The following is a 14682-nucleotide window of genomic DNA, read 5'->3' on the forward strand; positions in this document are numbered from 1 at the left end:
GGGTAAGCGCAGCGCCACCCGGCGTTTCATTGCGGCTTAAATCCTGCCCCCGCGATACCCCTTCTGCGCCGTATTCACCTTGTAGAGGTAGCGGCGCGACTCCGTCGACGGGTGACGGGTGGTGAGCGTCTCATAGACGTCGCCCGGCGACATGGTGTTAATGATGTTCGCCGCCTGCACCTTATCGTTAGAGAAGACCCGCAGCACGCTGCCCGCGCCGCCGTTATAGGCGGTGATCACCGCGTAGCGGCGTGAGGTCGGGTTGCTGATGCCAGCGAGGTAGATATTGTTCAGCATCGCCAGATAGGCGGTACCGGTATCGATATTGCTGGCGGGATCGAACAGGAAGCTGCGGTCCGGCATGCCGGAACGTCCCTGCGCCCGGAAGACATCTTTCCCGGCGCTGTGCTGCACCACCTGCATCAGGCCCAGCGCGTCAGAGCGGCTGACCGCATAGGGGTTGAACGAGGATTCGGTCTGCATAATCGCGAGGATCAGCGACTCATCTACGCCATACTTGCGTGCCGACTGACGCACCATGCCCACGTACTTATGCGCACGCTTATCGAGATGGTTAGCCACCAGGTTAATGGTCACGCTGTAGATAATCTTCAGGCCGTTGGTGCGGCTCTTCATCTGGTTTTGCAGCAGGTAGTCGGCATATTTCTCGGCGCGCCACTGCCAGCGGATCGCCTCGCCGTTGTTATCCACCACCTGGCCATAGAGGAAGGGTTGTTTAGAGATCTGGATATCATCAACGTCGGAGTAGAGATCGATAGAGCCGGGATCGTCGCCCATCAGCAGGGTTTTGATGATCGCCTTGCGCAGATGCGCCGCCGGCTCGGTACCGGCAATGGTCTCGATGGTGATCGTCCCGGCATCAAAGTTGATGTGGCTGCGGGTCTGATACTGGTCGGTATACTTTACGTAGTCCTTGGGTCCGGCAATCAGGACTTCGTTAAAACCCCAGATGTTTTCAATGTTATGGGCAAACTGACCCATCAGGATATCAAAACCGTTGGTGTCCTTTACCCAGGCCTCGTTATAGCTATCGCCCTTTTTATTGGAACTGGAACACGAGATGAGCAACGGCGCAATAAGGGCTAGCGCTAAATATTTTTTCATCATTCCTGGATGTATGTTGTGTTAAGTCGTTATTCTTTCCAAAAAAAGGGCCGAGGCCCTTAATCTTGTGGCTTATAGCCTTCGATGTGTACGTCTTTCCCTTCGAACAGGAAGTTCACCATCTCCTCTTCCAGCAGCTTGCGATGCTCCACGTTCATCATGTTGAGCTTCTTCTCATTGATCAGCATGGTCTGCTTCTGCTGCCACTGGGACCAGGCCTCTTTGGAGATGTCATTGTAGATCCGCTTGCCCAGATCGCCCGGATAGAGCTGGAAGTCCTGGCCTTCCGCTTCGCGGCCCAGGAAGGTACAAAAAATGGTTCTGCTCATGGTCATTCCTCGTGATGTCGCGGCGCTAAACGGGTGCGCCCGCGCGTAATTGTTGTAACAGGCGCTCTACCGGCGCGGCCAGGCCCACCGACGGCGGCTGGGCTAAGTTATACCAGAGACCTGTTCCCTCATCCATGCATGACGTGAAGGAGGACACGGGAAGCCACATTGGCACAATATCCAGATGGAAATGGCTGAATGTATGGCGAAATCCGTTGAGCTCGGTAAGAGTATCGGCCTGAATCTGCCGCTGCGCCAGCCAGTCGCGCAGGGCCGCTTCATCACTGAACTGCGGGAAGCAGTAGAGGCCACCCCACAGGCCAGACGGCGGTCGGCGATCAAGCCAGACCGTCTCGCCGTGCTGCATCAGCAGCAGGAAACCGGTGCGCTCCGGCAGCGTCTGCTTCGGCTTTTTGCCTGGGTACTGCGCCCAGCTCTCGTTGGCATACGCGATACAGCCATTATTCAGCGGGCAGAGCGTACACTTCGGTTTCGAACGGGTGCAGACCGTTGCGCCAAGATCCATCATCGCCTGGTTAAACTGCGCTACGCCCTCGGCAGGCGTGACCTGTTCGCTGATCTCCCACAGGCGCTTCTCCACCTCTTTGCGGCCCGGCCAGCCGTCAACGGCATAGCAGCGGGCCAGCACGCGCTTCACGTTACCATCAAGGATAGGAAAGTGTTTGCCGAGCGCAAGGGAGAGCACCGCCCCCGCCGTCGAGCGGCCGACGCCCGGCAGAGCGGCAACCTCCTCAAAGGTATCAGGGAACACGCCGCCGTGCTGGTCAGCGACCTGCTGCGCGGCCTTGTGCAGGTTGCGCGCCCGGGCGTAGTAGCCCAGTCCGGTCCACAGATGCAGCACCTCGTCGATAGGCGCATGGGCCAGATCGGTGACGGTTGGGAAACGCGCCATAAAGCGCTCAAAGTAGGGGATAACCGTCGCCACCTGCGTTTGTTGCAACATCACCTCAGAGAGCCATACTTTGTAGGGCGTTTTTTCAATTTGCCAGGGCAGGGTTTTACGCCCGTATTTGTCGTACCACTCCAGCACCTGGGCTGAAAACTGAGACGCGTGCATGGTCAAAGCAGGAGTTCCGAATTGCATGATTAAGGGGCCAGATTGCAGCACAGCGGCACCGGGCTGTAAACCGGAACTTTCCGGTGCTTGCATCCGGCTATTAACTTTGGATAATGCCCGTTTCCCGAACACTCTCACAAGCAGACTAAACACCTATGAACAACGACGTCATTTCACCCGAATTTGATGAAAACGGTCGCCCGCTGCGCCGTATTCGCAGCTTCGTCCGCCGCCAGGGCCGTCTGACCAAGGGGCAGCAGCACGCGCTGGATAACTTTTGGCCGGTGATGGGCGTTGAGTTTAGCGAGCAGCCGCTGGATTTCACCGCGCTGTTTGGCCGCGATGCGCCGGTGACCCTGGAGATTGGCTTTGGTATGGGCACCTCGCTGGTGGCGATGGCGAAGGCCAGGCCAGATCAGAACTTCCTCGGCATTGAAGTCCACTCTCCGGGCGTGGGGGCATGCCTCGCTCATGCCCACGAAGAGGGCGTTGAGAACCTGCGCGTGATGTGTCACGACGCGGTGGAGGTGCTGCATAAGATGATCCCGGACAACTCGCTGAACATGGTGCAGCTCTTTTTCCCTGACCCGTGGCATAAAGCGCGCCATAATAAACGCCGTATCGTGCAGACGCCGTTTGCCGAACTGGTGAAGGGCAAGCTGAAGCTGGGCGGCGTTTTCCATATGGCGACCGACTGGGAAGCCTACGCCGAGCACATGCTGGAAGTGATGTCCGCTATCGACGGATATCAAAACCGCTCTGAGAGCGGCGACTATGTACCGCGCCCGGAGACGCGCCCGGTAACCAAATTTGAACAGCGTGGTCATCGTCTTGGCCACGGCGTATGGGACTTAATGTTCGAGAGGGTAAAATAATGGCAACGAACCGTAGCCGTCGTCTGCGTAAGAAGTTACATATCGATGAATTCCAGGAGCTGGGCTTCTCCGTTGCCTGGCGCTTCCCGGAGGGCACCTCTGAGGAGCAGATCGACCAGACGGTTGATGCCTTCATCAACGAGGTGATTGAGCCAAACAAGCTGGCGTTTGACGGCAGCGGCTACCTGGTCTGGGAAGGGCTGATCTGCAAGCAGGAGATTGGCAAGTGTACCGAGGAGCATCAGGCTACCGTGCGTAGCTGGCTGGAAGGCCGCGGCTTTGAAGATGTGCGCATCAGCGAACTTTTCGACGTCTGGTGGGACTAAGTCACTATCGGGGCTGGCGATTGCCGGCCCGTTTTGTCTCTACAGGACAGGAGTTTTTATGATGCGTAAAGCGCTGCTGGCTGCGGCAATGGCGGCAACCGCCTTTACTGCCCAGGCAGAATACAAATGTAGCGTGAACCCGCGTGACGATGTGATCGTCAACCCGCAGACCGTGCAGGTGGTGGGCGAAAACGGCAATCTGGTGATGACGCCAGACGGCAACGTCATGTTCAACGGCAAGCAGTATAGCCTCAGCGCGGCCCAGCGCGAGCAGGCGAAAGATTACCAGGCCGATCTGCGTAACGCATTGCCGTGGATCGACGAGGGCGCGCGCAGCCGCGTTGAAAAGGGCCGCGTGGCGCTGGATAAGATCATCGCCAAGGAAGTGGGTCAAAGCAGCAACATGCGCGGGCGCTTAACCAAGCTCGACGCGCAGCTGAAAGAGCAGATGAACCGCATTCTGGAGCATCGCAGCGATGGCCTCGCGTTTCACTATAAGGCGATTGATGAGGTACGCGCCAACGGTCAGCAGCTGGTGAACCAGGCGATGGGCGGCATCCTGCAGGACAGCATTAACGAGATGGGTGCTCAGGCGGTACTCAAAGGCGGCGGTAATCCGTTACAGAGCGTAATGGGCAGCCTCGGCGGCCTGCAAACGGCCATTCAAAGCGAGTGGAAGAATCAGGAAGCGGACTTTGAGCAGTTCGGCAAGGCGGTATGTAGCCGTGTTATCTCTCTGGAAGAGAGCCGCAAGTCGCTGGTGAGCGGGCTAAAGTAACGCCCGCCCTCCGGCTCGCGCCTGCTAGAAATCGGCGGGCGCTTTAAACGTCATGCTGGTGCCGTACGCTGGGTGCGTGATGGTTAACATCTCGGCGTGAAGTTGCAGACGAGGCGCCATCGCCAGCGCCTCGGGCGTGGCATAGAAGCGGTCGCCGAGGATCGGATGGCCCAACGCCAGCATATGCACGCGCAGCTGGTGCGAGCGCCCGGTAATCGGCTTCAGCTGCACGCGAGCGGTGTTATCCGTCGCGTACTCCAGCACCTCATACTCGGTCTGCGCCGCTTTCCCGGTCTCATGGCACACCATCTGCTTCGGGCGGTTCGGCCAGTCGCAGATCAGCGGCAGATCGATCAGACCCTCTGCCTTCTCCGGATGTCCCCACACGCGGGCCACGTACTGCTTCTTCGGCTCGCGATCGCGGAACTGGCGCTTAAGCTCCCGCTCCGCGGCTTTGGTCAGAGCCACTACGATAACGCCGCTGGTGGCCATATCCAGACGATGCACCGACTCGGCCAACGGATAGTCGCGCTGAATGCGCGTCATCACGCTGTCTTTGTGCTCGTCCAGCCTTCCTGGCACGGAGAGCAAGCCGCTCGGCTTGTTAACCACCATAATGTGCTCGTCCTGGTATAACACGACCAGCCAGGGCGACTGCGGCGGATTGTAGGGCTCCATCAACATAACGGGTTCCTGTTACTGGTGCGTAACGACAATAAGACGCAGGGCATCGAGACGCCAGCCCGCCTGAGCAAGGCTATCGAGCACCTGCTGACGGTTGCTCTCAATGGCGGCCAGCTCATCATCACGGATGTTCGGGTTCACCGCCTTCAGCGCTTCCAGGCGTGACAGCTCTGCCGAGAGACGTTCATCTGCCTCCTGACGCGCCGCCGCAATCAGCGCCTTCGCCGCGCTCTCGATCTGTGCTTCACCCAGCTGCAGGATCGCGTGCACGTCCTGCTGCACCGCGTTCACCAGCTTGCTGCCGGTGTGGCGGTTGACCGCGCTCAGCTGGCGGTTGAAGGTTTCGAACTCCACCTGGGCGGCAAGGTTATTGCCGTTTTTATCCAGCAGCATACGCACCGGCGTGGCAGGCAGGAAGCGGTTGAGCTGAAGCTGCTTCGGTGCCTGCGCCTCGACGACGTAGATCAGCTCGAGCAGCAGGGTGCCCACCGGCAGCGCCTTGTTTTTCAGCAGTGAAATGGTGCTGCTACCGGTATCGCCGGAGAGGATCAGATCCAGACCGTTGCGGATCAGCGGATGCTCCCAGGTAACAAACTGAGCATCTTCCCGCGACAGAGCTACGTCGCGCTCGAAGGTGATAGTGCAACCATCTTCCGGCAGGCCCGGGAAATCCGGAACCAGCATGTGATCGGACGGGGTCAGCACGATCATGTTCTCACCGCGATCGTCCTGGTTGACGCCCACGATATCAAACAGGTTCATGGCAAAGCTGATCAGTCCGGTATCGTCATCCTGCTCTTCAATGCTCTCTGCCAGCGCCTGCGCTTTTTCACCGCCGTTGGAGTGGATCTCCAGCAGGCGATCGCGGCCCTGCTCCAGCTGAGCCTTCAGCGCCTCGTGCTGCTCGCGGCAGGTTTTGATCAGCTCATCGAAGCCGTCGGTCTCTTCCGGCGCGGCGAGGTAGCCAATCAGATCGCTGTGAACCTGGTCGTAGATAGTGCGACCGGTAGGGCAGGTGTGCTCAAAGGCGTCGAGGCCTTCGTGGAACCAGCGCACCAGCACCGACTGAGCGGTTTTTTCCAGATAGGGCACGTGGATCTGGATATCGTGCGCCTGGCCGATACGGTCCAGACGACCAATACGCTGCTCCAGCAGATCCGGGTTAAACGGAAGATCGAACATCACCAGGTGGCTGGCGAACTGGAAGTTACGCCCTTCGGAGCCAATCTCAGAGCAGAGCAGCACCTGTGCGCCGCTGTCCTCTTCGCCAAACCAGGCGGCGGCCCGGTCGCGCTCAACGATGGACATGCCTTCGTGGAACACGGCGGCACGGATGCCTTCACGCTCGCGCAGCACCTGCTCCAGCTGGAGGGCGGTGGCCGCCTTGGCGCAGATGACCAGCACCTTCTGCGAACGGTGGCTGGTCAGGTAGCCCATTAGCCACTCAACGCGCGGATCAAAGTTCCACCATGTGCCGGTGTCGCCCTCGAACTCCTGATAGATCTGCTCCGGGTAGAGCATGTCGCGGGCGCGCTCTTCGGCGCTTTTGCGTGCCCCCATGATGCCAGAGACCTTGATGGCCGTCTGGTACTGGGTCGGCAGCGGCAGTTTGATGGTGTGCAGCTCACGTTTCGGGAAGCCCTTCACGCCGTTACGGGTGTTACGGAACAGGACGCGGCTGGTGCCATGGCGATCCATCAGCATGGAGACCAGCTCCTGACGGGCCGCCTCTGCGCCGTCGCGATCGCTGTTAGCGGTTTGCAGCAGCGGTTCAATGTCCTGCTCGCCAATCAGCTCGCTCAGGGTGTTCAGCTCGCTGTCGCTCAGATGCTTGCCCGCCAGCAGCATGGCCACGGCATCGGCTACCGGGCGGTAGTTCTGCTGCTCTTCCACAAACTGCTCAAAGTCATGGAAGCGGTTGGGATCCAGCAGGCGCAGACGGGCGAAGTGGCTCTCCAGACCCAGCTGCTCCGGCGTCGCGGTCAGCAGCAGGACGCCCGGCACGCGCTCGGCCAGCTGTTCAATCGCCATGTACTCGCGGCTCGGTGCCTCTTCGCTCCACACCAGGTGGTGCGCTTCATCGACCACCAGCATATCCCACTCGGCGTCGCACAGGTGCTCCAGGCGCTGCTTGCTGCGGCGCACGAAGTCCAGGGAGCAGATCACCAGCTGTTCGGTCTCAAACGGGTTATCGGCTTCGTGCTGGGCTTCCGCGTAACGCTCGTCATCAAACAGCGCGAAGCGCAGGTTGAAGCGACGCAGCATCTCTACCAGCCACTGGTGTTGCAGGGTTTCCGGCACCACCACCAGCACGCGCTCTGCCGCACCGGCCAGCAGCTGCTGGTGCAGGATCATCCCTGCTTCGATGGTTTTACCCAGGCCTACCTCATCCGCCAGCAGCACGCGCGGCGCATGGCGACGACCCACATCGTGGGCAATGTGCAGCTGGTGAGGGATCAGGCTGGTGCGCTGGCCGCGCAGGCCGCTCCACGGCATCCGGTACTGCTCGCTCTGGTATTTACGTGCGCGGTAGCGCAGGGAGAAGCGATCCATACGGTCGATCTGCCCGGCAAACAGGCGGTCCTGCGGCTTGCTGAACACCAGCTTGCTGTCGAGCAGCACTTCACGCAGCGCCACGTCGGTTTCGCCGGTATCGAGGCGCGTGCCGGTGTAGGTCAGCAGACCGTTTTGCTCTTTTACGTCATCAATGGTGAGCTGCCAGCCTTCGTGGCTGGTCACCGTATCGCCTGGATTAAACATTACGCGAGTAACCGGGGAGTCACTGCGGGAGTAGAGACGGTTCTCTCCGGTTGAGGAGAAGAGCAGCGTAACGGTACGCGCATCCATCGCCACAACGGTTCCCAGTCCGAGTTCGCTTTCTGTATCGCTGATCCAGCGTTGACCAAGTGTAAAAGGCATAGTTATTCGGCTCTATATCTCAAATTGCAGGCAATAGTTAGACCACCGTCAGAGAGCGACAGCGCGTCAAAAAATTGGGGCCAGGGATTGGAAAGGGCGCTATGGTACTGGATGGCAATGCGTTCGTCACGTCTTCGTCACCATTCGAACCGCATTAAAATAGCCCCATCTGCCCCGTAACCAGTGTAGCAAAGTCATCCTCCATAAACGGCAGGATGCCCTCCGCCACCGGCTGTAGCTGTTTAGTTAAGTAGTGATCGTAGTCCAGCGGCGACTGCTGGTAGTCCACTGGCTCGGGGCCGTGGATGGTCCAGACATACTTGATGGTGCCGCGTTTCTGATACTGCAACGCCCGGCCGCGCTTCTGGTTCTGCTCATCCGCCAGCCTCGCCGCCCGCACGTGCGGCGGCACGTTGCGCTGATACTCCGCCAGCGGACGCCGCAGGCGCTTGCGATACACCAGCTGGCTATCAAGCTCGCCCGCCATCAGTTGGGCAATGGTTTCGCGAATGTAATCCTGATACGGCTCGCGGCGAAAAATGCGCAGGTAGAGCGCCTGCTGGAACGTCTGCGCCAGCGGCGTCCAGTCGGTGCGTACCGTCTCCAGACCCTTAAAGACCATGCGCTGGCTGTCACCCTCCTGAATCAGCCCGGCGTAGCGCTTCTTGCTGCCGGTATCCGCCCCGCGAATGGTTGGCATCAGGAAGCGGCTGAAGTGGGTCTCAAACTCCAGCTCCAGCGCGCTAACTAACCCCTTGCTGGCGAGATGCTCCCGCCACCAGTCATTGACCAGCGCAACCAGCGTCTGGCCGATGCGGGCGGCCTGCTCTTCGCTATGGGCGTGCTTCAGCCAGACGAAGGTCGAGTCCGTGTCGCCGTAGATCACTTCAAAGCCCTGGGACTCGATCAGCGTTTTAGTCTGAAGCATGATCTCATGCCCGCGCATGGTGATCGACGACGCCAGCCGGGGATCGAAGAAGCGGCAGGCGCTGGTGCCCAACACGCCGTAGAAGGCGTTCATGATGATCTTCAGCGCCTGCGAAAGCGGCTTGTTACCCTGGCGTTTGGCCTCGTCACGGCCGTGCCAGATCTGGCCGACAATCTCTGGCAGGCAGTGCTTCTCGCGGGAGAACCACGCCCCGAGAAAGCCCTCAATGCTGTGGGCTTCGTCCGGCTGCGCCATGCCCTCTATCAGCCCCACCGGATCGATCAGAAAGGTGCGGATGATCGACGGATAGAGGCTCTTGTAGTCCAGCACCAGCACCGAGTCATACAGGCCGGGAGTGGAGTCCATCACATAGCCGCCGGGGCTGGCCTGCGGCGGCACGTCACCGAGATTTGGGGCCACGTAGCCCGCCCGATGCATGCGGGGAAAATAGAGATGGCTGAAGGCCGCGACCGACCCGCCGTGGCGATCGGCAGGCAGGCCGTTGACCGAGGCGCGCTCCAGCAGGAAGGGCATGATGGCGGTCTTATGGAAGATGCGCGTCACCAGCTCGCAGTCTTTCAGGTTGTAGGTGGCAAGGGCAGGCTTATCTTCGTTAAAGCGTCGCTCAATCTCGTCCATGCGGTCCCACGGGTTATCGATCGACTTGCCTTCCCCGAGCAGCTCCCGGGCCACCGCTTCGAGAGAGAATGACGGGAAGTTCCAGAAGGCGGACTTCAGGGCATCGATGCCGTCGATAATCAGCCGGCCCGCCATCTGTGCAAAGAAGACGCCGTTCTTAAAGCCGTGCTCGCGCCACTCCAGCTCGCTGTTGCCGCGCCCCAGCCGCAGCGGAACGCCGTAGCGCTCGGCGTGCTTCTGTAACACGCGCAGATCGAACTGCACTACGTTCCAGCCGATCAACACGTCGGGATCGTGGGCGGCAAACCAGGCGTTGAGCTTCTCCAACAGCTGCCGACGGCTGGCAACGTACTCCAGATGGAAGTCGAGGCCCGTGGCGTCACCGTTTTCCGGCCCGAGCATATAGACCGTGCGCTGGCCACACCCTTCCAGCCCAATGCAGTACAGTTCACCGTGGCGGGTGGTTTCGATATCCAGCGACACCCACTTCAGCGGCGGGCGGTAGTGCGGGCTGGGCTTCAGGCGAGTATTCACCAGCTCGCCGTCGCGTGCCTCGCCGCTGACCCACACCGGAGCCGTGATAAAGCGCTCCATTAAGAAACGTTCGGGCGGGCGGATGTCGGCTTCGTAAAGCGTTACGCCGCCCTCGCGGAGCAGCTTCTCATAGCGCATTAGCTGACGATGGGCGCGACAGTAGAGGCCGTGCACCGGCTGGCGACTGAAGTCTTTCAGCTCAAGCGGCGTCAGGCGGTAGTGGCTTTCGCCCGCCAGGATCCGCTGCGCCTGAGGCACCTGCGCCGAGGGGATAAACGCTACCGACTCCTGAACGGGCAGCACCACCCGCAGCGGACCGTTATCGGTTGCCAGCCAGAACGCGATCTCGGTGCCTTGCGGGGTATCCCGCCAGTGTCGGGTCAGTAAAAAGCCTTCTTGCGCCTGCGCCACGCTCTCTTCTCATAAAATAAAACCAGGCATTATTATAGCCTGGTTTCACTGTTTTAGCTGGGTTTTTATACAGTCTTACTGTCCGTAATAGGCCTTCGCCCCGTGTTTGCGTAGATAGTGCTTATCCAGCAGCGTCTGCTGCATGGCTGGCAGATCCGGGGTGAGCTGGCGGCAGAAGATCCCCATGTAGGCGACCTCTTCCAGCACGATGGCGTTATGCACCGCGTCGTCAGCATTTTTGCCCCAGGCAAAGGGACCGTGGGAGTGCACCAGCACGCCAGGCATCTGGGCAGCATCGATCCCCTGGGTAGTAAAGGTTTCGACGATCACCTGACCGGTCTCCCACTCATACTCGCCGTTGATCTCGGCATCGGTCATCTTGCGGGTGCAGGGGATGGGGCCGTAGAAGTAGTCAGCGTGGGTCGTGCCGGTTGCCGGAATGGACTGTCCCGCCTGCGCCCAGATGGTCGCGTGGCGCGAATGGGTATGCACAATCCCGCCGATGGAGGGGAAAGCCTGGTAGAGCAGGCGGTGGGTCGGCGTATCGGACGAGGGTTTTTTCGTCCCCTCGACCACCTCGCCAGTTTCGATGCTCACCACCACCATATCCTCTGCCGTCATTACGCTGTAGTCGACGCCAGAGGGCTTGATGACAAACACACCGCGTTCGCGATCGACGGCGCTGACGTTGCCCCAGGTCAGGGTGACCAGATTATGTTTCGGTAGCGCCAGGTTGGCTTCCAGCACCTGGCGTTTGAGATCTTCAAGCATAGTTATCTCCACGTAGGCCCGGTAAGCGCAGCGCCACCGGGCGTTACGGACTTAACGTTTAGAGCCGTAATAGACTTCGTTCCAGCGCAGCGCATCTTTGAACGCTGGCAGGCGGGTGTCGTTGTCGATCACCGCCAGCTCAATGTCGTGCAGCTCGGCGAACTGGCGCATATCGCTGAGATCCAGCGCGTGGCTGAAGACGGTGTGGTGTGCACCCCCGGCAACGATCCACGCCTCAGAGGCGGTGGCGAGATCCGGCTGGGCTTTCCACAGCGCGTTGGCGACCGGCAGCTTCGGCAGCTGGTGAGGGGTCTCAACGGAATCAACGCAGTTCACCAGCAGGCGGAAACGATCCCCGAGATCGATCAGGCTGGCGTTGATCGCCGGGCCGGTTTTAGTGGAGAAGATCAGGCGGGCCGGATCGGCTTTGCCGCCGATGCCGAGGTACTGCACGTCGAGGATCGGTTTCTCATCCAGAGCGATGGTTGGACACACTTCCAGCATATGGGAGCCGAGCACCAGATCGTTGCCGTCCTCAAAGTGGTAGGTGTAGTCCTCCATAAAGGAGGTGCCGCCCTGTAGACCGGTCGACATCACCTTCATGATGCGAAGCAGGGCGGCGGTTTTCCAGTCGCCTTCGCCCGCAAAGCCGTAGCCCTGCTGCATCAGGCGCTGCACGGCGAGGCCCGGAAGCTGTTTCAGGCCGTGCAGATCTTCAAAGGTAGTGGTGAAGGCGTGGAAGCCGCCTTGTTCAAGGAAGCGCTTCATGCCCAGCTCGATGCGGGCCGCGTCAATGACGTTCTGGCGTTTATCACCGTTAACTTGCGCGGCAGCGGTCAGGCGGTAGCTGCTCTCATACTCGTCCACCAGCGCGCTGATATCGCCTTCGCTGATGTCATTTACCACCTGCACCAGATCGCCCACCGCCCAGGTATTGACCGAGAAGCCGAACTTGATCTGCGCTGCCACTTTATCGCCGTCGGTGACGGCAACTTCACGCATGTTGTCGCCGAAACGGCACACTTTCAGATGGCGGGTATCCTGTTTGGAGACCGCATGACGCATCCACGCCCCGATGCGCTGCTGGGCTTTTTGATCCTGCCAGTGGCCGGTCACCACGCTGTGCTGCTGACGCATCCGCGCGCCAATGAAGCCGAACTCGCGGCCGCCGTGTGCGGTCTGGTTCAGGTTCATAAAGTCCATGTCGATGCTGTCCCACGGCAGGGAGGCGTTGAACTGGGTATGGAACTGCAGCAGCGGCTTGTTAAGGATGGTCAGGCCGTTGATCCACATTTTGGCCGGGGAGAAGGTGTGCAGCCATACCACCAGGCCCGCACACTTGTCGTCGTAGTTGGCGTCGCGGCAGATAGCGGTGATCTCATCCGGCGAGGTGCCGAGCGGCTTCAGCACCAGCTTGCAGGGCAGTTTGGCTTCGCTGTTCAGCGCATTCACTACCTGCTCAGCGTGCTGCGTGACCTGGCGTAGGGTCTCCGGGCCATAGAGATGCTGGCTGCCAATCACAAACCATACTTCGTAGTTATCAAAAATAGTCATTATCGTGTCCTTAATGAGTCAGAGCGGCCTGCGACGCTGGCGCAGCTGAAGGGAGATAGTGTTGTTCGGCGCTGGCCGCCCAGTGCTGGTAGCGGCGATAGAGCTGTTCAAAGCGTTGCGCCTGAGCCGGAGCAGGCTGGAGCGTATTTTCGACGGCGCTGGCCATATGGCGCTGCGCGGTCGGGATATCAGCATGATCCCCTGCGGCTACGGCGGCGAAGATGGCCGCGCCTAAAGCGCAGCACTGATCGGAGGCGACGATCTGCAGCGGACGGTTGAGCACGTCGCAGCAGGCTTGCATGATCACCCGGTTTTTACGGGCGATACCGCCAAGGGCCATCACGTTGTTGACCGCGATCCCCTGTTCGGTAAAGCACTCCATAATGGCGCGCGCGCCGAAGGCGGTAGCGGCGATCAGCCCGCCAAACAGCAGTGGCGCGTCGGTAGCAAGGTTAAGGTCAGTGATCACCCCCTTCAGGCGCTGGTTAGCGTTAGGGGTGCGGCGACCGTTAAACCAGTCGAGGATCACCGGGAGGTGATCGAGGGAAGGGTTATCCGCCCAGGCCTGGGTCAGGGCAGGCAGCAGCTGTTTCTGGCTGGCCTGGATCTGGGTTTTCAGCTCTGGATGCTGGAGCGCAAGCTGCTCAAGCGGCCAGCCGAGAATGCGGCCAAACCAGGCATAGATATCGCCGAAGGCCGACTGTCCGGCTTCAAGGCCGATAAAGTCCGGGACCACGCTGCCGTCAACCTGGCCGCAGATGCCTTTTACCGCTCGCTCGCCGACGCTGGGCTTATCGGCAATCAGGATGTCGCAGGTTGAGGTGCCAATCACTTTGACCAGCGTGTTCGGCTGCGCCCCTGCGCCCACTGCGCCCATATGGCAGTCGAATGCGCCTCCGGCAATCACCACCTTCTCCGACAGGCCCAGACGCTGGGCCCACTCCGGGCTCAGGTTGCCCACAGGCAGATCGGCGGTCCAGGTTTCGGTAAACATCGGCCAGGCCAGATGCTTATTAATGATCGGATCCAGCTCGTCAAAGAAGCTGGCCGGAGGCAAGCCACCCCAGCTTTCGTGCCAGAGGGATTTGTGTCCAGCGCTGCAGCGTCCGCGGCGGATATCCTGCGGACGGACGGTGTTGGAGAGCAGGGCGGGGACCCAATCGCATAGCTCAATCCACGAGGTGGCGGCCTGGGCGACGGCGGCATCCTCACGGGTGACATGCAGGATCTTGGCCCAGAACCACTCGCTGGAGTAGATCCCGCCGATATAGCGTGAGTAGTCGGTTTTGCCCGGCTGGTGACAGAGGCGGGTGATGGCCTCGGCTTCCTCAACCGCCGTGTGATCTTTCCAGAGCACGAACATGGCGTTGGGGTTGTCGGCAAACTCCGGACGCAGCGCCAGCACGCGCCCCTCGGCGTCGATCGGGGCTGGCGTCGAGCCGGTGCTGTCCACGCCGATACCGCTGATCTGTTCGCGCTGGTCAGGGCTTAGCTGGGCCAGCACGCTTTTGATTGCCGCTTCCATCGACTCGATATAGTCGCGTGGGTGATGGCGAAACTGATTCCGCGGAGCGTCGCAATAACGCCCCTCCTGCCAGCGCGGATACCACTCCACGCTGGTGGCGATCTCTGTGCCGTGCTCGCAGTCTACTGCCAGGGCGCGTACCGAGTCGCTGCCAAAATCGAGGCCAATTGCAATTGCCATCGTCTTACTCCATCCAAAATAAGCGT

General features: G+C 60.2%; 12 protein-coding genes. 3 read left to right on the plus strand and 9 right to left on the minus strand.

All coding sequences use genetic code 11. The annotated features are described in order from the left end of the window. Nucleotides 1-36: 36 nt before the first annotated feature. From mltC to mutY, 3 genes are read right to left on the minus strand one after another with little or no spacing between them, the layout of a single operon-like run. Complete coding sequence (gene mltC, locus NR795_RS18745) at nt 37-1125, minus strand: membrane-bound lytic murein transglycosylase MltC (RefSeq protein ID WP_257759020.1); 1089 nt, start codon at nt 1123-1125, stop codon at nt 37-39. 59 nt (nt 1126-1184) lie between these two features. Next, on the minus strand, nt 1185-1454 hold the full coding sequence (locus NR795_RS18750; protein ID WP_257759021.1) for an oxidative damage protection protein: 270 nt from the start codon (nt 1452-1454) through the stop codon (nt 1185-1187). A gap of 25 nt (nt 1455-1479) precedes the next feature. Beyond that, on the minus strand, nt 1480-2532 hold the full coding sequence (gene mutY / locus NR795_RS18755) for an A/G-specific adenine glycosylase (RefSeq protein ID WP_257759091.1): 1053 nt from the start codon (nt 2530-2532) through the stop codon (nt 1480-1482). A 155-nt stretch (nt 2533-2687) separates the two neighbouring features. Here mutY and trmB point away from each other — a divergent pair, with 155 nt between their 5' ends. The 3 genes from trmB to NR795_RS18770 are packed head-to-tail and all read left to right on the plus strand — an operon-like array spanning nt 2688 to nt 4511. Further along, nucleotides 2688-3407, plus strand: a complete 720-nt coding sequence (gene trmB / locus NR795_RS18760) for a tRNA (guanosine(46)-N7)-methyltransferase TrmB (RefSeq protein WP_144817616.1) — start codon at nt 2688-2690, stop codon at nt 3405-3407. Beyond that, entirely contained in the window at nt 3407-3733 is a 327-nt protein-coding gene (locus NR795_RS18765) for a YggL family protein (RefSeq protein WP_042390393.1), read from the plus strand. The genes trmB and NR795_RS18765 overlap by 1 nt, the downstream gene beginning before the upstream one ends. A 58-nt stretch (nt 3734-3791) precedes the next feature. Continuing rightward, nucleotides 3792-4511: a DUF2884 domain-containing protein gene (locus tag NR795_RS18770; RefSeq protein ID WP_257759022.1), complete on the plus strand. Its 720-nt coding sequence runs from the start codon at nt 3792-3794 to the stop codon at nt 4509-4511. Between the two features lie 24 nt (nt 4512-4535). On the opposite strand, the gene rluA is transcribed toward NR795_RS18770, so the two are convergent. The 6 genes from rluA to araB form a co-directional block, all read right to left on the minus strand. After that, a complete protein-coding gene (gene rluA, locus NR795_RS18775) occupies nt 4536-5195 on the minus strand; it encodes a bifunctional tRNA pseudouridine(32) synthase/23S rRNA pseudouridine(746) synthase RluA (RefSeq protein ID WP_144817618.1) in 660 nt (219 codons plus the stop codon). A gap of 12 nt (nt 5196-5207) precedes the next feature. Next, the gene (rapA, locus tag NR795_RS18780; protein ID WP_144817619.1) at nt 5208-8114 is read right to left on the minus strand and encodes an RNA polymerase-associated protein RapA; all 2907 of its coding nucleotides are present in this window, start codon (nt 8112-8114) and stop codon (nt 5208-5210) included. Between the two features lie 154 nt (nt 8115-8268). Beyond that, a complete protein-coding gene (gene polB, locus NR795_RS18785) occupies nt 8269-10626 on the minus strand; it encodes a DNA polymerase II (RefSeq protein WP_257759023.1) in 2358 nt (785 codons plus the stop codon). A gap of 75 nt (nt 10627-10701) precedes the next feature. Continuing rightward, complete coding sequence (gene araD / locus NR795_RS18790) at nt 10702-11397, minus strand: L-ribulose-5-phosphate 4-epimerase (protein WP_144817621.1); 696 nt, start codon at nt 11395-11397, stop codon at nt 10702-10704. Between the two features lie 51 nt (nt 11398-11448). Beyond that, complete coding sequence (gene araA, locus NR795_RS18795) at nt 11449-12951, minus strand: L-arabinose isomerase (protein ID WP_238083058.1); 1503 nt, start codon at nt 12949-12951, stop codon at nt 11449-11451. Between the two features lie 10 nt (nt 12952-12961). Beyond that, nucleotides 12962-14656 (minus strand): ribulokinase, encoded by a 1695-nt coding sequence (gene araB, locus NR795_RS18800; protein ID WP_257759024.1) that lies wholly within the window; start codon nt 14654-14656, stop codon nt 12962-12964. Nucleotides 14657-14682 lie beyond the last annotated feature (26 nt).

Source organism: Pseudescherichia sp. L3 (assembly GCF_024656065.1).
Classification (GTDB): Bacteria; Pseudomonadota; Gammaproteobacteria; order Enterobacterales; family Enterobacteriaceae; genus Pseudescherichia.

Coding starts and splice junctions, on each gene's coding strand:
- mltC (WP_257759020.1), bottom strand. CDS start 1,125: ATGAAAAAATATTTAGCGCTAGCCCTTATTGCGCCGTTGCTCATCTCG.
- NR795_RS18750 (WP_257759021.1), bottom strand. CDS start 1,454: ATGAGCAGAACCATTTTTTGTACCTTCCTGGGCCGCGAAGCGGAAGGC.
- mutY (WP_257759091.1), bottom strand. CDS start 2,532: ATGCACGCGTCTCAGTTTTCAGCCCAGGTGCTGGAGTGGTACGACAAA.
- trmB (WP_144817616.1), top strand. CDS start 2,688: ATGAACAACGACGTCATTTCACCCGAATTTGATGAAAACGGTCGCCCG.
- NR795_RS18765 (WP_042390393.1), top strand. CDS start 3,407: ATGGCAACGAACCGTAGCCGTCGTCTGCGTAAGAAGTTACATATCGAT.
- NR795_RS18770 (WP_257759022.1), top strand. CDS start 3,792: ATGATGCGTAAAGCGCTGCTGGCTGCGGCAATGGCGGCAACCGCCTTT.
- rluA (WP_144817618.1), bottom strand. CDS start 5,195: ATGTTGATGGAGCCCTACAATCCGCCGCAGTCGCCCTGGCTGGTCGTG.
- rapA (WP_144817619.1), bottom strand. CDS start 8,114: ATGCCTTTTACACTTGGTCAACGCTGGATCAGCGATACAGAAAGCGAA.
- araD (WP_144817621.1), bottom strand. CDS start 11,397: ATGCTTGAAGATCTCAAACGCCAGGTGCTGGAAGCCAACCTGGCGCTA.
- araA (WP_238083058.1), bottom strand. CDS start 12,951: ATGACTATTTTTGATAACTACGAAGTATGGTTTGTGATTGGCAGCCAG.
- araB (WP_257759024.1), bottom strand. CDS start 14,656: ATGGCAATTGCAATTGGCCTCGATTTTGGCAGCGACTCGGTACGCGCC.